An 18826-nucleotide genomic window follows, 5' to 3' on the forward strand; every position below is an offset into this window, starting at 1 on the left:
CGCACCCCTTCCGCTCCCTAGCCTCCTGCCATGGAGAAGAAGACCGAGCGGGCCGACGGGGCCGCCACCATCGAAGTCCGGGACGTGCACAAGCGTTTCGGCGGCACGGGCGGCATGGGCGGTACAGGCGGTACGGGCGGTACGAAGGCGCTGGACGGCATGTCCTTCGTCGTCAGGCCGGGGCAGGTCACCGGCTTCGTCGGCCCGAACGGGGCGGGCAAGTCCACGACGATGCGCGTCATCCTCGGCCTGGACCGGCCGGACCGGGGCACCGCGCTGGTCGGCGGTCGCCCGTACGCCACCTTGCGCACCCCTCTCACCCATGTCGGCGCGCTGCTCGACGCCGCCGCCGTGCAGCCGAGCCGCAGCGCCCGCCACCACCTGCTGTGGCTGGCCCACTCGCAGGGCCTCGGCGCCGCCGACGTCGACGCGGCGATCCGGAGGGTGGGCCTCCAGGACGTGGCCCGGCGCAGGGCGGGCGGCTTCTCGCTGGGGATGCGGCAGCGGCTGGGCATCGCGGCGGCACTGCTCGGGGACCCCCCGATACTCATGCTGGACGAACCCTTCAACGGCCTCGACCCCGAGGGCTTCCAGTGGATGCGGACCTTTCTGGCGTCGCTCGCCGAACAGGGCCGCGCGGTGCTGGTCTCCAGCCACCTGATGAGCGAACTGCAGGACTCCGCCGAGCACGTGATCGTGGTGGGGCGCGGGAGGGTCGTGGCCGACACGAGCGTGCGGGAGCTGCTCGCGTCCGTGTCCGAGGGGCGGGTGATGCTGCGTACGACGGCCAGGCAGGACGTCATGGAGGTACTGGCCAGGGCGGGGGCGACCGTGACGTCGACGGGCGGCGACACGGTCGGCGTCGCGGGCCTGGCGGCGGCGGACGTGGTGGCGGTGCTCGGCGCGCACGCGGTGCCGTTCTCCGAAGTGACTGCGCACCGGGCTTCGTTGGAGGAGGCGTACCTGGAACTGACGCGCGACGCCGTGCAGTACCGGGGAGCCGCCGACGGCGAGGTCACCCGATGACGACGCATCCGTCGAGAACCTCACCCATGCGCCATGTACTGCACGCCGAGTGGACGAAGTTCCGTACGGTACGGGGCTGGGTGCTGAGCACGGTCGGGGCGGTGGCGGCCATCTGCCTGGTCGGCCTGCTCGCCACGGCGCAGAGCAACGACGGCGGCGGCGGTGGCGGCGGTGGCGGCGGCGAACGGGCCGGACGTACCGCCGGGCTTCCGGTCGGCCCCGGCGGCCAAGCCGTCAACGACAGCTTCTACTTCCTCCACCGGCCGCTCAGGGGCGACGGCACCCTCACCGTCCCGGTGACCTCGCTGACCGGCCGGGTTACGACGACGCCCACAGAGACAGAACCCGGCCTCGTACCCTGGGCGAAGGCCGGGATCATCATCAAGGAATCCCTCCAACCGGGCTCCTCGTACGCGTCGTTGATGGTCACCGGCGGCCACGGCGTGCGGATGCAGTACGACTACACGCACGACCTGGCCGGTCCGCCGGGCAAGGCGTCGCCGGACGCGCCGCGCTGGCTGCGGTTGGTGCGTACGGGCAACGAGATCACCGGACACCAGTCGGCGGACGGCCGCAAGTGGACGGTGCTGGGCACCGCGAGGCTCCCGGGCCTCGGAGAGTCGGCGCAGGTCGGGCTGTTCGTGACGTCCCCGTCGGCGATGCAGGGGACCGGAACCGGAACCGGCTTCGCCCCCGCCGTGGCCACCGCGACCTTCGGCACCCCGGTGCTCTCGGGCCCCTGGCGCGAAGAAGGCCGCCAGACCGACACCACCCGCCAGACCGACACCACCCGCCACACCGAAAGCGCCTGGCAGAACCAGCAGGTCAGCGGTAGCGCGGGCACGTCCGGCAGCTACAGCCGGTCCACCAGGGGCGAGGCCGTCCCCACCCCCACCGGCTACCGCATCACCGGTGCGGGCGACATCGCCCCGATGGTCGGCGGACCGGCCGCGAGCGGCGTACGGATCGTGTCCAACTTCCTCGTCGGCGCGTTCGCGGGACTGATCGTGCTGGTCGTCGTGGCGGCCGGATACATGACCGTCGAGTACCGGCGCGGACTGCTCGGCGTGACCTTCGCGGCCAGCCCCGGCAGGGGCCGGGTACTGGTGGCCAAGGCCCTGGTGGTCGGCAGCGCGGCCTTCCTCGTCGGCACGCTCTCGGCCGCCGTCATGGTGCCCCTGGGGTCCGCGAGGTCCGTCGCGAACGGGTTTCCGGTCCTGACCGTGCCGTCGGCGACGGAACTGCGCGTCGTCGTGGGGACGGGACTGCTGCTGGCGGTCGCCGCCGTCCTCGCACTCTCCGTCGGAGCGGTGCTGCGGCGCGGCGCGGTCACGATCACGGTGGTGGTCGTCGCCATGGTGCTCCCGTACCTCCTCGCCACCGCGTCCGTCCTGCCGCCCGCGGCCTCGGACTGGCTGCTGAAGGTCACTCCGGCCGCCGGTTTCGCCATCCAGCAGACCGTCGAGCGCTACGACCAGGTGGCCACGGTCTACTCGCCCATGCACGGCTACTTCCCGTTGACCCCGTGGGCCGGCTTCGCCGTCCTGTGCGCGTACGCGGCGGCAGCGTTCGCCGCCGCGTGGGTGCTGATCCGCCGGAGGGACGCATGAGCCGTACGAGACCGTGGCGGCACGCGACCCACGCCGAATGGACCAAACTGCGCACCGACCCCGCCAACAACTGGCTGCTGCTCGCCACCGCGGCCCTGACCCTCGCGGTCGGTGCGGCGGTGGCCGCGACCGCCCGCTGCGACGCCGTGGGCTGCGGGGCGGACGCCACGAAACTCAGCCTCACCGGCGTCATGGCGGGCCAGGTGGCGGCCGCGGTCCTCGGGGTCCTGACGGCCGGCAACGAGTACGGCACCGGCATGATCCGCACCACCCTGGCGGCCGTCCCGCACCGCCTGACGGTCCTCCTCTCGAAGGCGACGGTGCTCGGCGCGGTGACGCTGCTGACGGGCGCGCTCGGCGTCCTCAGCTCGCTGCTGGTCGGCGCAGCGGTCCAGCCGGGCCGGGGCTTCACCGAGGCGCACGGCTACGCGGCGATGTCGCTCGCCGACGCCCCGACCCTGCGGGCGGCCCTGGGCTCGGTCCTCTACCTCGCGCTGATCGCCCTGCTCGGCCTCGGCACCGCCCTGCTGGTACGCGATGCGGCGACGGCCATCGGCGTGGTCCTGGGCCTGCTCTTCCTCTTCCCGATCCTGACCACGGTGATCACGGACCCGGACTGGCAGCGCCTCCTCCAGCAGATCGCCCCGATGACAGCGGGCCTCTCGGTCCAGACCACCATCGACCTGGCCAGGCTCCCGGTCGGCCCGTGGGAGGGGCTCGGAGTCCTGGCCCTGTGGACCACGTCCGCGCTCGCGCTGGGCGGCGTACGACTGCGAGTGCGCGACGCGTGAGGTGTGCCCGTCGGGTGTGCCGGTCGGGTGTGCCCGTGGGGCGTTCCCGTGAGGCGGGAACGTCGTCGCTCCGGTCGCGCGGGGGCGGGAGAGGGGGTCACATGAGCGGGGAGGGTACATATGACCGGTGATGCGTGAGGAGACGGACGTGGTGGGCGGTGCGGAGGGACTGAGTGGTGCGGGTGGACTGGAGATGTGGCCCCTGAGCAAGGGGAGTGTCTCCGCGTGGCTGGAGCTTCAGGAGGCCGTCGAGGCGGTGGACCGTACCGGTGAGTACACCGACGCCGACGAGCTCGCCGAGGTGCTCGACGACCCCAAGCTGGACCTGGAGCGGGACACCGTCGCGCTGTGGGAGGGGGCGCGGATGGCCGCGTACGCCGTGCTGCACATCCCGCACGGTGCGGTGGACGCCGCGCGTTTCCACGGTGAAGCGGCGGTCCGTCCCGAGTGGCGGCGGCGCGGCATCGGAACCCGGCTCGTCGCGTGGCTGGCGGAGCGTGCCCGGGCACGGTACTCGGAGTCGCCGGAACTTTCGGCGCTGGCAGGCGAGTTGGTGATTGATGGGGCGGCCGGGAACGAAGGTGTGCGGAAGCTGATGGAGGGGTGCGGCTTCACCCCGGTCCGGTGGTGGTTCGACATGAAGCGGCCGTCGCACGGCGGCGAGCGGCTCGCGCTGCGTGCCGCCCCCGAGGGCACCCGGCTGGTCCCCTTCGACGCGGCGTACGACGAGGCCACCCGGCTCGCCCACAACGACGCCTTCCGCGACCACTGGAACTTCGTCCGGCTCGACGAGACCGACTGGCGCACCTGGGTCACCGGCGCCGGTGCCTTCCGCCCCGCCATGTCCCGGCTGCTCGTGACGGGCGGCGAGGGGACGGAGCCCGTCGAGGTCGTGGCGTACCTCCTCGCGGAGGAGAACGAGGCGGAGACCGCCGCGACGGGCAACCGGGACTGCCACGTCGGCTACCTCGGCACGCGCAGGGACCACCGCGGCCGGGGCGCGGCCCCCGCGCTGCTGGCGGAAGTGCTGCGGGCGGCGGCCGACGCCGGGTACGACTCCGCGTCACTGACGGTGGACACGGCCAATCCGTCGGGCGCGCTGGGGTTCTACGAGAAGACCGGGTTCGTGACGGACCGTGAATGGGTGACGTATGCGCGGGAGTTGGGGGCGACACGGCAGGGTTAGCGCGGGCGGGGCCGGCCCCGGCTCCGCCCCCGGTGGCTCAAAGCGTGGGTACTCCCCAGGCCCCCACCACCTGCTCCAGCGCCTTGCCGATGCGGAAGACCGTCGCGTCCTCGTACGGCCGGCCGACGATCTGCACCCCGGTCGGCAGGCCCCAACTGCTGCTGCCGGACGGGACGTTCAGGACCGGGCAGCGGTTGTTGATGTTGAACGGGACGGTCATCGCGGACCAGACCGTCTCCACCGTCTCCTCGCCGTGGACGACCACGCGTTCGCCGTCGAGGTCGTCACCGGCGTGCCAGCCGGGGATCGCCGTCGTCGGGGTGAGCAGGGCGTCGAAGCCCGTCATCGCGTCCGCGAGCCCGCGCTGCAGACGGTTCTCGGCACGCAGGCTGTCCAGGTAGGAGACCTGCTCCCGTGCGTCCGCCATCATCCCGGCGAAACGGATGCAGTACGTCGTGAGCAACTCCCGGTGGTGTGCGTCCACTTCGGTGATCTGGGCGCCGAAGATGGAGGCGTAGTGCCCGCCGATGGACAGCAGGATGTCCTCCCTCGTCCAGGGCAGCCCGATCTCCTCCACCACGGCGCCCGCCGCGCTCAACGCCCCTGCCGTGGCACGGAGGTTGGCCTCGATCTCGGGGTGGACCTCGTAGACGCCCAGGTCCACGCTGAGCGCAATCCGCATCCCGGCCACGCCCTCGTACTCGGTCGGCAGCCAGTACTTGGGGCCGATGGAGGTGTGGTCGCGCGGGTCGGGGCCGGAGACGACGTTCTGGAGGGCGATCACGTCGTCGACCGTCCGTGCCATCGGGCCGTCGCCCCGGTAGTGGTCGGCGCAGATCGCGCCCAGGCCCGGATTACGGCCGTAGGGGGCCTTGAAGCCGACCGTGCCGGTGAAGGCGGCCGGGACGCGGGTGGAGCCGCCGATGTCGGAGGCGGTGGCCAGCGTGGTGCTCCCGGCGGCCAGCGCCGCCCCCGCGCCGCCGGAGGACCCGCCGGGCGTGAAGTCGGGGTTCCACGGGTTGCGGGTCACGCCCCACAGCCGGGAGTGGGTGAAGGTGGCCGCGGAGTACTCGGGGGTGGTCGTACGGGCGTGGATGATGCCGCCCGCCGCGCGGACGCGGTCCACGAAGGGGCTGTTCTCGTCGGCGATCCGGTCCCGGTGGACGAGGGAGCCCTCGGTGAGGGTGCGGCCCGCGATGGCGTGCTTTTCTTTGGTCGCGACCGGGATGCCCTCCAGGGGGCGGGGCTCGTGGCCGCCCTTGCCGAGGAAGACCTGCTCGGCGGCGTGCGCCTGCGTCAGCGCTTCCTCGAAGAGGCGTTCGCTGAAGGCGTTGAGGAGGGGCTCGGTGTGCTCGGCACGCGCGATGACCGAGGTGAGCAGCTCGACGGGGGACAGCTTGCGGGCCGCGAAGAGGGTCCGAGCCTCGGTGGCGCTGAGGTGGGCGAGATCGTCCGTCATGGTTCTCCCGGGTGAGGTGGATGGGGGACGCGGTGCGTGCGGATCGTGGTGCTCGTGCGGTGCTCGGCGGAGGAGCGGCCGTCGGGGCGGTGTCAGTTGCCCTCGGGGTCCGCGCGCAGCCAGTGGGCGGCGGCCGCGAGCAGGTTGGTCACCCCGGCCTCGACGGTCGGTTCGGGTACGGGCGCGAACTGCGGGGAGTGGTTGGAGGGCACCGAGTCCGGCAGCCCGTCGTCCAGCATCGCGCCCGGGTCGACGTCCCGGAAGAGCGCCGGGTCCACGCCGCCGAAGTGCCAGAAGACCGACGGCACACCCAGCGCGCTGCCGAAGACGCCGAAGTCCTCACTGCCCATCAGGATGTGGGGCAGCGTGAAGACCCTCCCCTCGCCGAGGGCCGAGGTCAGCGCGCCCTGGACGGCGAGCGTGGCGGCGGGGTCGTTGACGGTGGCGGGGAAGGAGTGGAGCGGGGTGATCTCCGGCTCCTTGGGCGCACCGGAGGCGACGGCCTCGGCGCGGACGATCCGCTCGACGGCCGCCAGCACCCTCTCCCGTACCGTCGCCGTCGTGGAACGGATGTTGATCAGCAGCTCGGCGGTCTCCGGGATGATGTTCTCCTTGGTGCCGGCATGGATCGAACCCACCGTCACCACCGCGGTCTGGCCGGCACCGACCTCGCGGGAGACCACGGTCTGCAGGCGCAGGACGACCGCGGCGGCCAGCACGATCGGGTCCACGGTGGCCTCAGGGGCGGAGCCGTGCCCGCCCCTGCCGTGGAGGGTGACCTTCAGGCTGTCCGAGGCGGCCATGACGGGGCCGGTCCTGGTGCCGACGAGGCCGACGGGGGCCGGGCCCACATGCTGCCCGAGGCAGATCTCGGCCCGGGGGAAGCGGTCCGCGAAACCGTCCGCGATCATCGCCGGGGCGCCGCCCACCTCCTCGGCGGGCTGGAAGACCGCGACGACCGTGCCGCTCCAGTGCTCGCGGGTCGCCGCGAGCTGGGCGGTGGCGCCGAGCAGACAGGTCACGTGCATGTCGTGACCGCAGGCGTGCATGACCGGCACCTCCCTGCCCTCGTGATCGATACCCGTCGCCACCGAGGCGTACGGCAGCCCGGTCTCCTCCTTCACCGGCAGCGCGTCCATGTCGGCGCGCAGCAGGACCACGGGCCCCTCGCCGTTCGCGAGCACCCCGACGACACCGGTGCCGCCGACGCCCTCGGTCACCTCCCAGCCCTGTTCCCGCAGCCGGTCGGCGGCGATCGACGCCGTACGGAACTCCTGGAAGGACAGCTCGGGATGGGCGTGCAGGTCCTCGTACAGCGCACGCAGGCCGGGGAGCCGGCGCGGCAGGCCCACGAGCAGCGGGGCGACGAGGGGCGTCCCGGCGGACCCGGCGGTGTCGGGACGGGGCCCGGCGGTCCCGGCGGTGTCGGGACGGGGCCCGGCGGTCCCGGCGGTGTCGGGACGGGGCCCGGCGGTCCCGGCGGTGTCGGGACGGGTGCCGGTGGACGAGTCGGTGGTCACGAGGTCTCCAGAGGGGTCGGGGTGCGGCCGGTCGCCGTCCCCATGGCGGTACGGAAGGAAGCGGCGTCCTGCGGGGTGAGCAGTGCCGTGGCGGCGGCGATCAGCGCGCCGACCACGAGGAAGGCGAAGGCGACCTCGAAGGAGAAAGCGTCCGCCAGCAGGCCCATCGCGGGCGGCACGACGATTCCGGCGAGCTGGCCGCCGAAGACGATGACCGCGCTGCCCACCCCGACGTTCTCCGGGGACAGACCGCGCAACGGCACCGCGAAGATCGGCATGTAGGCGAGGGAGCTGCTGGCGGCGGCGATCGTGCCGAAGACGATGAACCCGGTCAGCGACGGCGAATAGGCCATCAGCGGCAGCGCGACGGCCGACACCGCCATCGCGGGGACGACGATCCTGCGGTGCTGACCGCCCAGCCGGTCCACCAGCCGGCCCCCGGCGATCGTCGCGAGTGCGGCGGCCAGCGCGGGGACGGCGGCGAGCGCGCCGATCGAGGTGAGCGAGATGCCGCGCACTTCGCTGAGGTACGAGGGCAGCCAGGTGTTGAGGCCCCACACGATGGTGCAGTAGCCGAACATCATGGCGGCGAAGCGCCACAGCGTGCCGGACCGCAACAGCCGCTTCAGCGCAGACCGCTCCAGCGCCGACCGTTCCTCCGGTTCCCCGTCGGTACGGGGGAGTGGCGCCGGCAGCCACATCCGTAGCGCCACCAGTACGAACACACCCAGCGCGGCGGCGGAGAAAAAGGCGGAACGCCAGCCGAAGGCCACGATCAGCGGGCCCATCACGACCGGTACGAGCACGGCGGCAAGCGCGTTCGAGCTCATGATCAGGCCGTTGGCGCCCATCCGCTCCTCGGGCGAGGTGCGCTCGACGAGGACCTTCATCGCGGCGGGCGGGAAGATCCCCTCGGCCGCGCCGAACGCGAACCGTACGACCAGCAGCGCCGCGAACGACCAGGCGAATCCGGTGAGTACGGTGAACACGGACCAGACGAGCAGCGCCCAGCAGGCCACCCGCTGCCCGCCGAAACGGTCGGCGAGCATCCCGCCCGGGATCTGGCAGAGCGCGTACGCGAGGAAGAACGCGGTGACCAGCAGGCCCTGTTCGCCGTGGCTGAGGCCGAACTCCTCGCCCACGGAGGGCAGTACGAGATTGATGACCAGCCGGTCCGCGTAGTCGGCGAGCCAGGCGGCGAACAGCAGGACGATCGTGATCCGGACGGTCCGTACATGGCGATCAGGGCTCGGCCGATGGCCATCATGGCTCGACGGGACCGAAGGGGGAGCAGGCACGGCACTCCTCTCGACTGGCGACCGGTTGTCCACCGGCGGAAGTGCCCCTACGATCCGGCCCGTGAGCGAAGACCCCGTGAAATTGCAGGAAAACGCCAAAGCCGGATCAGGAGTGCCGGAATCCGTCGTCATCGATCCCGGGGCGGGGTTCTCCGAGCTGGACCTCGCCCTCGTCGACGCGCTCCAGGCCGCGCCCCGAGCCCCCTGGTCACGCATCGGCCGGGCCCTGGACGTGGACGCGACGACGGCGGCGCGCCGCTGGGAGCGGCTGCGCACCCACGGACTGGCCTGGGTCACCGGGTATCCGTCGGCCCGGATGGTCACCGTCGCCTATCTGGAGGTGCGTTGCCGTCCCCGGTTCCTGGAGAGCGTCAGCGCCGCCGCGGCCCGGCTGCCCTGGGTCTTCAGCGTCGACGAGACCGCCGGTGACTTCGACCTCCTCCTGTCCGTGGTGGCCGCCGACCTGCCCACCCTCGGCCGCCATGTGCGCCGGGTCGTCGGCGAGTTGCGCGGCGTCCGTTCCACCCGTACGCGACTGGCCGTCCGGCTCTTCGGGGAGGGCGGCGACTGGCAGGTGCGGGCACTGGACCCGGCCGAGCGCGCCGCACTGTCCGCCCCCGGGGCGCCGGGCGGCCGGATCTCCCACCACACCCGCAGCACCTACGGCACGCAGTCCCAGGACGGCCCCCGCCCCGAGGACCCGGCCCTGCTCGCGGCGCTCGGCGCCGACGGCAGGCTCGGCTACAAGGAGCTCGGCGCGGCGACGGGCCTGAGTGAACACACCGCCCGCCGACGGCTCCAGCGGATGATCCGCGAGGGCGAGGTGACGATCCGCTGCGACCTGGCCCATCCGCTGGCGGGCCTGCCGACCGCCGTCGTCTACCGGGCGGTCGTGCCGCACGGAAAGCTGGAGGAGACCGGCAGTGCGCTGGCCCGGATGCAACAGGTGCGGCTGTGCACCTCCGTGAGCGGACCGCACAACCTGCTGGTCATGGCGTGGCTGCACGGTCTGGACGGGGTCGACCCGTTCGAGGCGATGCTCGCGGACCGCCACCCGTCCCTGGAGGTCAAGGACCGCACGGTGATCCTGCACTCGCCGAAGCGGATGGGCCGGCTTCTCGACCTCGGGGGGCGGGCCGTTGGCCGGGTGCCGTTCGCACTGCCCCCTGGCTGAGGGTTACTTGCGCGCCCCACGGGCATCTAGTTAGGTTAGCCTTGCCTAGCTGCACGGGGGAGTGGGCTTCGGCCTGGCACACGGCCGAGGCGGATCGCCGATTCCTCCCGCGCGCCCCGCCGCCGACCTCCGCTGGAGCCCACCCGATGAACCAGACCCTGTCGCCCGCGCGAATACCCGCGCGAATACGCGAAGTCCGGGCCGCGCGGCCCGGGTCGGCGCACCGGACGGCGCTCCCTTCGGGTGGTACCGCATGAGCCGCGAGGACCACAGGCACCGCCATCTGGAGCGGATCGCCGAGGTCCGGGCGGGCCGGCAGGCCGAGGACGTGGCCTATCCGATCCGGATCCGCGAGACCGAGGTCGTACGTACCGCCATGGTTGGCTCCGGTCTGCTGCGGGTGACGCTGGGCGGGGCGGGGACCGAGGGGTTCGAGTCCCATTCGCCCGAGGAGCACGTGAAGTTGTTCTTCCCCGACGAGGACGGCGCGCTGCGGCCGCCCGAGCCGAACGGGCTGATGCTGCGCTGGGCGGGGACGCTGGGCATCACCCGGCAGTACACCGTGCGCCGTTACGACCCGGCGACCGGTGAGATCGACATCGACGTGGCCCTGCACGAGGGCGGACTGGCGTCGGACTGGGCGAGCGCGGTCGAGCCGGGCGCCGTCATGCCCGTGGCGGGGCCGCCCGGCGGGCGGATCGTCCCGTACACGTACGACCGCTATCTGCTGGCCGCCGACCTCACCGCGCTGCCCGCGCTCGCGCGCTGGCTGGAGGAACTGCCCCGGAGCGCGAAGGGCTGGGCGTTCGTCGAGGTCGCCGACGCGGCCGAGGAGATCGAACTCGACGCCCCCGAGGGCTTCGAGGTGCACTGGCTGCACCGCGGCGGCAGCCCGGCGGGCACCGGCGACGCCTTCGCGAAGGCCGTGACCGCGGTGACCGTGCCCGAGAACGAGCGGGTGTACGTGTGGGCCGCGGGCGAGGCGGGCCAGCTCAAGCCGATCCGCCGCTGGGTGCGCGACGAACTGGCGCTGGACAAGGCCGACTACGACATCACCGGCTACTGGAAGTGCGGCGTCGCCAACTTCGACGACGACGACCACCCGCACTGACCGGCCGAGCCGCGCACAAAGCACCAAGCAGCAGGCACCACGCAGCCAGTCAGCCAGTCATGAGCAAGGAGCGTCACATGTCCCTACGCAGAACCTCGGGCCTGGCCACCGCCGTCACCACGGCACTGGTCCTCGCCCTGACCCTGACCGGCTGCGGGTCGTCGGACGGCGTCTCGGACGCCGGAGGCAAGGGCAAGACCCGGGTGTTCGCCGCGGACAACGGCAAGATCACCATCCCGGCCGACCCGAAGCGCGTGGTGGCCACCGGCTACGCCGTGCCTGCCCTGATCGAGGCCGACGCACCCCTGGTCGGCATCTCCTCCTGGCCGCGCGGCGAGGCGATGATGACCAAGGAGGACCTCGCCACCTACAAGAAGCTCACCAGGGTGGCGGGCGCGCAGGCGGCCGAGACCAACTACGAGGCCATCGCCGAGGCGGATCCCGACCTGATCGTCATCGGGGTGCCCACCCCGGTGCTCGGCGACATCGACATCAAGCGGCTGGAGTCCATCGCCCCGGTCGTCGCGATCGGTCCGACCCTGCCGTCCGCGTGGCGCGAACTGTCCCACAAGCAGGCCGACGCCGCCGGTGCGCTCGGCGAGTTCGACGCCGCCAAGAGCAAGTACGAGGCCAGGGCCGCCGAGATCAGGACCAAGTACCAGGGCGTGCTGCCCCAGCTCAAGACGGGCCACCTGGGCGGCGCTTACGGCGAGGTCCCCAAGGGCTCCTTCCAGCGCGAGTTCGGTGGCTCCTGGGGCTCGAACATCATCGAGGACGTCGGCGCCAAGTACTACGGCAAGGTGAAGAAGACGGGGCCTGGCTCGAAGGCGGTCAGCGAGTACCCCTCCATCGAGGAGATCCCCGCCTCGTTCGGCGAGGCCGACGCCATCACGTACTCGGTCAAGGCCGACGGCAGCATCCCCGAGTCGGTCAAGTACGTCATGGACTCCAAGCTGTGGAAGAACCTGCCCGCCGTCAAGGCGGGGAAGGCCTTCCCGGTCCGCTACACCGAGGCCGCCACGTACAAGTCCGCCATGCTGACGCTGGACGCGATCGACAAGTCCTTCGCGCCGCTGCTGAAGAAGCCGTGACCGTCGAGGTCCTCGCGTCCGGGAAGCCGGAGAAGCCGGGCAAGTCGGGGAAGGCGGGGAAGGCGGGTGGGGGCCGGGGCTTGTCCCGACCCGTCCTCCTCGTCGCCGGGCTGGTGCTGCTCGCGGTGATCGCCGTGCTCAGCATCGGCATCGGCGCCCGCTCCGTCGCCCCTGCCGAAGTGCTGCGCGCGCTGCTGGACTTCCAAGGTACGGACGACCAGGTCGTCGTACGGGACGTCAGGGCGCCGCGCGCACTGCTCGCCGTCGCGGTCGGCGCCGCCCTCGCGGTGTCCGGCGCGCTGATCCAGACGCTCGCCCGCAACCCCCTCGCCGAGCCCGGCATCCTCGGGGTCACCGCGGGTGCCGGGTTCGCCATCACCCTCGGCGCCGGTCTCGGCCTCGCCGCCGGGCAGGTGGGCCAACTGGGCTGGGCCGTCGGCGGATCCGTGCTCGCGGCCCTCCTCGTGGCGGCCGTCGGGCGCCGCTCGCCGCTGCGCCTGGTGCTCACCGGGGTCGCGCTGACCGCCGTGCTGAGCGGACTCGCGCTCGGCCTGCGGCTGATGCTGCCCGACGTCTTCGACGTGTACCGCTTCTGGTCGGTAGGCTCGCTCGCGGCCCGCGAACAGGCGCCGCTGGCCTGGCCGTTGACCGCGATCGGGCTCGCCCTGGCCGGTTCGCTGCTGATCGGCCGGGCGCTCAACGCCCTTGCGCTGGGCGAGAACGTGGCCCAGACGCTGGGGGCCGACGTCACCCGGCTGCGGATCTTCGCCCTCGTGCTGATCACCGTGCTCAGCGGGGCGGCGACGGCGGTGGCCGGACCGATCCTGTTCGTCGGGCTGATCGTGCCGCACCTGGTCCGCAAGCCGGCCGGCGGCTCGGCGCCGTGGCTGATCCTCTACTCCATGGTGCTCGGCCCGGTCCTCGTGCTGGTCGCCGACATCGGTTCGCGCGTACTGCTGCCCACCGGAGAGGTACCTGTCGCCATCGTGACCGCATTCCTCGGCGGCCCCATGCTGATCTGGGCGGTCCGCCGCTACGGGGCGGGGTCCCTGTGAGCACGCTCGAATCCAAGGCGCCGGAGCGACAGAAGAGCGTCTCCGGACGGCGGGCCGCCCTGCCGAAGGCCGAGCGGCGCACCGTCACCCTCGTCGTGGTGCTGGTCGTCCTGATGCTCGGCCTCGGCCTGCTCGGGCTCTGCTACGGGGCGACCTGGTCCACTCCCGGCCGGGTGTTCGCCGTACTGACCGGAGCCGAGCGCTCCGTCGTCATCTCCGACTGGCGGCTCGCCAGGGTCCTGGCCGCACTGGTCTTCGGCGCCGCCCTCGGCGTCGCCGGAGCCCTCTTCCAGAACCTCACCCGCAACCCGATGGGCAGCCCGGACGTCATCGGCCTCGACGCGGGCGCCTACACCGGCGCGCTGCTCGCCCTCACCGTGTTCTCCGGTACGTCGGCCCAGTTGGCCACCGGTTCGGTGCTCGGCGGGCTGCTGGTGGCTGCCGCGATCTACTTCCTCTCGTACGAACGCGGATTCTCGGGGCTGCGCCTCGTGGTGATCGGCCTCGCCCTCAACGCGATGATGACCGCGGTCAACTCGTGGATCGTGCTGCGCGCCGACCTGGAAGTGGCCATCGCCGCGGTCGGCTGGAGCGCGGGCTCGCTCAACGGTGTCGGCTGGGGCGACCTGGGGATCCCGTTCGCGGTCATCGGCGTACTGCTGGCCCTGATGGCCACCCGTGCGCACGCCATGCACCAGGCCTCGCTGGGTGACGCCGTCGCGGTGGCCACCGGGGTGCGGCTCGACCGGCTGCGGCTGCTGATGGTGCTGGCCGGTGTCGGGTGCACGGCCACCGTGACCGCGGTGGCGGGCCCGATCGCGTTCATCGCGCTGGCCGCCCCGCAGATCGGCCGCCGCCTCGCGGGCGCGGCGGGAGTGCCGCTGCTGCCCGCCGCGCTGACCGGGTCCGTACTGCTGCTGGGCGCCGATCTGATCGCCCAGATGCTGCTGGCCCCCGTCGCGCTGCCCGTCGGCGTGGTGAGCACCGCGATCGGCGGCTGCTACTTGATCTGGCTGCTTACCAAGGAGGTGCGGCGCGCATGAGTACACCCGGTCGCATGAGTACACCCGGTACCGAGGCACGTCTGACCGCGCGGGACCTCACCCTGCGCTACGGGGACCGGGTGGTCTCCACCCGGCTGAGCCTCGACGTCCCCGACGGCGCGTTCACCGCCATCGTGGGCCCCAACGCCTGTGGAAAATCAACCCTGTTGAGGTCGCTGGTACGGCTGCTGCGCCCGGACTCCGGGCAGGTGGAGTTCGACGGCCGCGAGGTCGGCGGCTACCCGGCCAAGGCCCTGGCCAAGCAGCTCGGCTTCCTGCCGCAGGACCCGCTCGCCCCGGACGACATCAAGGTCCGCCAGCTCGTCGGCCGGGGACGCTTCCCGCACCAGTCGATGCTGGCCCTCTGGTCGCCCGACGACGGGGAGGCCGTGGCGGAGGCGATGGCCGCGGCGGGCGTCGCCGACCTGGCCGAGAGGCCCGTACAGGAACTCTCCGGCGGCCAGCGCCAGCGGGTCTGGATGGCGATGGTCCTCGCCCAGCAGACCCCGTACCTCCTCCTCGACGAACCCACCTCGTTCCTCGACATCACGCACCAGTACCAACTCCTCGGCCTGCTGGCCAAGTTGCGCGACGAGGGCCGCACGGTGATCGCCGTGCTGCACGACATCAACCAGGCGTGCCGGTTCGCCGACCACCTGGTCGCCATGAAGGACGGCCGGGTGGTCGCCGAGGGCGTCCCCTCGGACGTCGTGGACGCCGCCCTGATCAAGGAGGTGTTCGACCTGCCGAGCCTCATCGTCCCGGACCCGGTGACGAACACCCCGATGGTCGTCCCGACCCTGCAAGGAACGTGAACCAGGTGAGCGAGAAAGCAGAACCGGCAGAACCGGCAGGACCGACCGGGCCGACCGGCGCGGCGGGGAGCGGCACGCCGCCTGCCGAGCGGATCGACGCCCACCTCCTGCGCGTCGCCTTCATCCTGGTCCTCGGCACCTTCATGGCCACGGTGGACGCCACGATCGTCAGCGTCGGCATCGACACCCTGGCCGGTGAGTTCGGCGCCTCGGTCGCGCAGATCCAGTGGATATCCACCGCGTACCTGCTGGCCGTCGTGGCCGCCGTACCCGCGTCGGGCTGGCTGGCCGGACGGTTCGGCGGACGCCGCACCTGGCTGGTCGCCATCGGGGTGTTCCTGCTCGGCTCCGTGCTCTGCGCACTGGCCTGGTCGGCGAACAGCCTGATCGTGTTCCGGGTGGTCCAGGGCCTCGGCGGCGGACTGCTCCCCGCGACCGGGCAGGCCCTGCTCGCCCGCGTCGCCGGACCCGGCCGCACCGGGCGGGTGATCAGCATCGTCGCCGTCGTACCGCTGCTCTCCCCGGTGCTCGGCCCGCTGGCCGGCGGCTCCATCCTCGCCGTCGCACCCTGGCAGTGGCTGTTCCTGGTGAACCTGCCGATCGGGGCCGCCGCGATCCTGCTCGCCCGCCGGTACGTCCCCGTGGTCCCGCCCGCCCCGCAGCGCACGGCCTTCGACCTGCGCGGCGCGGTACTGCTCTCGCCGGGTCTTGCCGTACTGGTCTACGGGCTGACCGAAGTGGCCCACGGCCGTACGCTGCCCGCCACCATCGGCATCACGGCGGGCGTCGCGATGCTCATCGCCTTCACCGTGCACGGACTGCGCACCAAGGGCACCCCGCTGGTCGACCCCAGGCTCTTCACCCGACCGCCCTTCGGCGCGGCGGCCCTCGCACTGGTTGTGCTGGGCGCGTCCGTGTTCGGCACGATGTTCCTGCTGCCGCTGTACTTCCAGACCGGCCGGGGCCTCACCGCCTGGGAAGCCGGACTGCTGCTCGCACCGCAGGGGCTCGGCGCCGCGGCGGGCTCGATCATCGTCAACCGTACGATCGACAAGGTCGCCCCGCGGAACCTCGTCGTCACCGGCATCGTACTGATCCTCGTCGGCACCGTCCCGTTCACCCAACTCGGCCATCAGCCACCGGACTTGGTGATTGTCGCGGCGCTCGCGGTCCGGGGTGTCGGGATGGCCATGGTCGGCGCGCCCATCATGAACATCGTCTACAGCCGCATCGAACCCGCCCAGCTCCCGCGCGCGGCCGGTGCGCTCAACATGCTCAACACGGTGGGCGGTTCGGTCGGCACCGCCGCCCTCGCGGTCATCCTGCAGAACCGGCTCGGCGCCCAGGGCCCGGACGGCGTCGCCCAGGCGTTCGCCGACACGTTCTGGTGGGTGCTCGGCTTCTGCCTGCTCGCCGCGCTGGGAGCCACGAGGCTTCCCCGTACGCATGCGGGCCGACGGAAGCCCTAGGGCGACGGCGAAGTGTGGGGCGGGGGTGCCAGCAGGTCCACGAATGCATCCAGCCCCGCCTTCACCCGCGCCAGCGGCCAGCCGCGCCCGTGGCGCTGGTGGTCGAAGAGGGAGGGCGTGTACGCCATGAGGGCGAGGTCGGCCAGGTAGTCGGCGTCCGTGCCGGGGGCGATGCGGGAGATCAGGTCGTGCACCTGGCCGTGGTGGCGCTCGAAGCTGGGGCCCCGGAAGCGGGCCGCCGGTTCGCTGCTCTCGGCCAGCAGAAGCAACTCGCGGTGCGAATCGAGCAGTTCGGCCAGGCCGTGCAGGAACTGCCGCAGCTGCTCCAGGGGTTCGAGCTCCCCGTGCTGCGCGAACCACTCCTGGAAGCGGGCCTCGTTGTCGTTGATGAGCTCGTGAATGAGGCCCGCGCGGTTGGCGAAACGCCGGTACGCGGTGCCGACGCCGACGCCCGCCTTCTTGGCGGCGGCCTCCAGGGAGAGCCCGGCCGGCCCCTCGTCATCGAGGAGGCGGGCCGCTGCGTCGAGGATCTTCCGGCGGTTCTGGGCCGCGTCTGCACGTTCGGGCACCTCGACAGCGTACCCACCCATGGGTGTGACCAGGGACTCCTTGCTAAGCGGAGGAGCCTCCGCTTACCCTGACCGGGCTCAAGCGGAACATCTTCCGCTTGAGCCCGTTCTCGTGCTTGACGCGAAGGAGGAGGCTCCAGTGAAGGTGTCGGCGGCTGAGGAGGGGCGGGTGGCCGCAGGTCCGGCCCCGGAGCGGCGCGATCGGTGGTGGCTGGTGGTGGCCGCCGGTCTTGCCGTGTTCATCGCCCAGTTGGACGCCACGATCGTCGGGGTGGCGCTGCCCGTCATCGAGGGCGATCTGCACACCAGTACCGCCGTCGTGCAGTGGGTGGGACTCGGCTACCTCGTACCCCTGATCGCCTTCGCGCTGGGCACCGGACGCTGGGTGGACACCGCCGATCCCCGGCGCGTGATCACCCTCGGCGGGGTCGGTTTCGCACTGGCCAGCATCGCGTGCGGGCTGGCGCCTGGCGTGGGGTGGCTCATCGCCTTCCGGGTGCTCCAGGGCTTCTTCGGCGGGATCATGATGTCGCTGTCCGGGGTGCTGCCCGCGATAGCCGTGCGCCCCGAGGCGCGCGGCCGGGCCTTCGGCCTGCTGATGCTGCTCGGCACGCTGGGCGGGGTGTCGGGCCCGGTGGCGGGCGGACAGCTGGTCGAGGCGTTCGGCTGGCCCGCGATCTTCTACGTGAACGTGCCCGTCGTGGCCGTGGTCCTGGTGGTCGTCGCCCGCCAGCTGCCGCGCGGTCCGCGCCTGCCGCTGCCCCGCGCGTCCTGGCTGATCGAGGCCCTCACCCTGGGCAGCGGCGCCACGGCGGTACTGCTCGCCCTGACCCTGGCCTCCGAGCACCGGGCGCCCCAGTGGCTGCTGCTCGCCCTGCTTGCCGTGCCGCTGTGCTGGGCCTGGAGCCGCAGCCGCGAGTCCCGCTCGGTGCGCGAGGTGCTGGCGGTACGAGGGGTGGGCGGGCCGCACCTGGTGATCCTGGGCGGCTATCTGGCGGTGTTCGCGGTGATGTTCCTGGTGCCGTTCTTCCTCCAGCGCGAACTGGGCGTGGCACCCGCCGCCAACGGCCTGGTGATGGTGTGCCTACCGCTCGCGGCGGGCGTGGCGAGCGTGCTCGGCGGACGCCTCGCCGACCACCTGGCCCAGGGCGCGAAGCGGGTGGCGCTGGCGGGGACGGTACTGGTCACGGCCGGGGTTGCCCTGCTGCTCGTGGCCGACGGCCACTGGGGCCCGGCCGACCTGGCCTGGCGGCTGGCGGTCATCGGCCTCGGCTTCGGCCTGACCAACGCCCAGGCCCAGTCCCTCGCGATGGGCAGCGCGCCCAAGGCGCGGCTCGGCATGGTCTCCGGCACGACGAACCTGCTGCGGCAGTTCGGCATCGCCATGGGCTCGGCGGCCGGCGCCGCCGCGTGGGCGGTGAGCCCGGACGGGGCGTCGGCGATGCGGGCCGGCGCGGTGGTGGCCGTGGTGGCGGGCCTCGGCGCGGCGCTCGCGGTGGGGCGGACGGCGGGGCGGGGCGGGAAGGGCTGAGGGAGAGGGCAGGAGTGGCGCTGTGGGCCGGGCAAAGCTGACTGGGGTGGCCGCCTCGGCGCTGAGTGGCGAGGCGGC

16 protein-coding genes are annotated in these 18826 nt (G+C 72.5%); 12 read left to right on the forward strand and 4 right to left on the reverse strand.

Going from position 1 to position 18826, the window contains the following annotated elements; all coding sequences use genetic code 11:
- Positions 1-30: 30 nt before the first annotated feature.
- The 4 genes from ACZ5PB_RS26335 (at position 31) to ACZ5PB_RS26350 (ending at position 4613) form a co-directional block, all read left to right on the forward strand.
- Positions 31-1026 (forward strand): ATP-binding cassette domain-containing protein, encoded by a 996-nt coding sequence (locus ACZ5PB_RS26335; RefSeq protein ID WP_468694219.1) that lies wholly within the window; start codon positions 31-33, stop codon positions 1024-1026.
- Between the two features lie 26 nt (positions 1027-1052).
- Positions 1053-2636 (forward strand): DUF1349 domain-containing protein, encoded by a 1584-nt coding sequence (locus ACZ5PB_RS26340; protein WP_468694221.1) that lies wholly within the window; start codon positions 1053-1055, stop codon positions 2634-2636.
- On the forward strand, positions 2633-3427 hold the full coding sequence (locus tag ACZ5PB_RS26345) for an ABC transporter permease (protein ID WP_468694222.1): 795 nt from the start codon (positions 2633-2635) through the stop codon (positions 3425-3427). Before ACZ5PB_RS26340 ends, ACZ5PB_RS26345 begins: the two co-directional genes overlap by 4 nt.
- A 130-nt stretch (positions 3428-3557) precedes the next feature.
- Positions 3558-4613 (forward strand): GNAT family N-acetyltransferase, encoded by a 1056-nt coding sequence (locus tag ACZ5PB_RS26350; RefSeq protein WP_468694557.1) that lies wholly within the window; start codon positions 3558-3560, stop codon positions 4611-4613.
- 37 nt (positions 4614-4650) lie between these two features.
- On the opposite strand, the gene ACZ5PB_RS26355 is transcribed toward ACZ5PB_RS26350, so the two are convergent.
- The 3 genes from ACZ5PB_RS26355 to ACZ5PB_RS26365 all read right to left on the reverse strand — a co-directional run bounded on the left by ACZ5PB_RS26355 (position 4651) and on the right by ACZ5PB_RS26365 (position 8890).
- A complete protein-coding gene (locus ACZ5PB_RS26355) occupies positions 4651-6072 on the reverse strand; it encodes an amidase (protein WP_468694224.1) in 1422 nt (473 codons plus the stop codon).
- Between the two features lie 92 nt (positions 6073-6164).
- Complete coding sequence (locus ACZ5PB_RS26360; protein WP_468694558.1) at positions 6165-7430, reverse strand: amidohydrolase; 1266 nt, start codon at positions 7428-7430, stop codon at positions 6165-6167.
- 158 nt (positions 7431-7588) lie between these two features.
- On the reverse strand, positions 7589-8890 hold the full coding sequence (locus tag ACZ5PB_RS26365) for an MFS transporter (protein ID WP_468694225.1): 1302 nt from the start codon (positions 8888-8890) through the stop codon (positions 7589-7591).
- 61 nt (positions 8891-8951) lie between these two features.
- Here ACZ5PB_RS26365 and ACZ5PB_RS26370 point away from each other — a divergent pair, with 61 nt between their 5' ends.
- The 7 genes from ACZ5PB_RS26370 to ACZ5PB_RS26400 all read left to right on the forward strand — a co-directional run bounded on the left by ACZ5PB_RS26370 (position 8952) and on the right by ACZ5PB_RS26400 (position 16648).
- A complete protein-coding gene (locus ACZ5PB_RS26370; protein WP_468694226.1) occupies positions 8952-10064 on the forward strand; it encodes an Lrp/AsnC family transcriptional regulator in 1113 nt (370 codons plus the stop codon).
- Positions 10065-10317: 253 nt separating this feature from the next.
- Entirely contained in the window at positions 10318-11175 is an 858-nt protein-coding gene (locus ACZ5PB_RS26375; RefSeq protein ID WP_468694227.1) for a siderophore-interacting protein, read from the forward strand.
- Between the two features lie 77 nt (positions 11176-11252).
- Positions 11253-12266, forward strand: a complete 1014-nt coding sequence (locus ACZ5PB_RS26380; RefSeq protein ID WP_468694229.1) for an ABC transporter substrate-binding protein — start codon at positions 11253-11255, stop codon at positions 12264-12266.
- Positions 12267-12346: 80 nt separating this feature from the next.
- On the forward strand, positions 12347-13321 hold the full coding sequence (locus ACZ5PB_RS26385) for a FecCD family ABC transporter permease (RefSeq protein ID WP_468694561.1): 975 nt from the start codon (positions 12347-12349) through the stop codon (positions 13319-13321).
- Between the two features lie 113 nt (positions 13322-13434).
- The gene (locus ACZ5PB_RS26390; RefSeq protein ID WP_468694563.1) at positions 13435-14364 is read left to right on the forward strand and encodes a FecCD family ABC transporter permease; all 930 of its coding nucleotides are present in this window, start codon (positions 13435-13437) and stop codon (positions 14362-14364) included.
- Between the two features lie 14 nt (positions 14365-14378).
- Positions 14379-15179, forward strand: a complete 801-nt coding sequence (locus ACZ5PB_RS26395) for an ABC transporter ATP-binding protein (RefSeq protein ID WP_468694231.1) — start codon at positions 14379-14381, stop codon at positions 15177-15179.
- A gap of 92 nt (positions 15180-15271) precedes the next feature.
- Complete coding sequence (locus ACZ5PB_RS26400; RefSeq protein WP_468694564.1) at positions 15272-16648, forward strand: DHA2 family efflux MFS transporter permease subunit; 1377 nt, start codon at positions 15272-15274, stop codon at positions 16646-16648.
- On the opposite strand, the gene ACZ5PB_RS26405 is transcribed toward ACZ5PB_RS26400, so the two are convergent.
- A complete protein-coding gene (locus tag ACZ5PB_RS26405) occupies positions 16645-17217 on the reverse strand; it encodes a TetR/AcrR family transcriptional regulator (protein WP_468694232.1) in 573 nt (190 codons plus the stop codon). The two genes, ACZ5PB_RS26400 and ACZ5PB_RS26405, sit on opposite strands and share 4 nt — an antisense overlap.
- 169 nt (positions 17218-17386) lie before the next feature.
- On the opposite strand from ACZ5PB_RS26405, the gene ACZ5PB_RS26410 reads away from it, so the two are divergent.
- A complete protein-coding gene (locus ACZ5PB_RS26410) occupies positions 17387-18748 on the forward strand; it encodes an MFS transporter (protein WP_468694234.1) in 1362 nt (453 codons plus the stop codon).
- The last annotated feature ends 78 nt before the right edge of the window (positions 18749-18826 follow it).

The sequence above is a fragment of the Streptomyces sp. NPDC032721 genome, from assembly GCF_055579625.1.

Excerpts from the sequence above, each read along its gene's own strand:
- ACZ5PB_RS26375 (WP_468694227.1), top strand. The coding sequence starts at position 10,318 with ATGAGCCGCGAGGACCACAGGCACCGCCATCTGGAGCGGATCGCCGAG.
- ACZ5PB_RS26335 (WP_468694219.1), top strand. The coding sequence starts at position 31 with ATGGAGAAGAAGACCGAGCGGGCCGACGGGGCCGCCACCATCGAAGTC.
- ACZ5PB_RS26350 (WP_468694557.1), top strand. The coding sequence starts at position 3,558 with ATGCGTGAGGAGACGGACGTGGTGGGCGGTGCGGAGGGACTGAGTGGT.
- ACZ5PB_RS26340 (WP_468694221.1), top strand. The coding sequence starts at position 1,053 with ATGCGCCATGTACTGCACGCCGAGTGGACGAAGTTCCGTACGGTACGG.
- ACZ5PB_RS26390 (WP_468694563.1), top strand. The coding sequence starts at position 13,435 with ATGCTCGGCCTCGGCCTGCTCGGGCTCTGCTACGGGGCGACCTGGTCC.
- ACZ5PB_RS26345 (WP_468694222.1), top strand. The coding sequence starts at position 2,633 with ATGAGCCGTACGAGACCGTGGCGGCACGCGACCCACGCCGAATGGACC.
- ACZ5PB_RS26355 (WP_468694224.1), bottom strand. The coding sequence starts at position 6,072 with ATGACGGACGATCTCGCCCACCTCAGCGCCACCGAGGCTCGGACCCTC.
- ACZ5PB_RS26380 (WP_468694229.1), top strand. The coding sequence starts at position 11,253 with ATGTCCCTACGCAGAACCTCGGGCCTGGCCACCGCCGTCACCACGGCA.
- ACZ5PB_RS26395 (WP_468694231.1), top strand. The coding sequence starts at position 14,379 with ATGAGTACACCCGGTACCGAGGCACGTCTGACCGCGCGGGACCTCACC.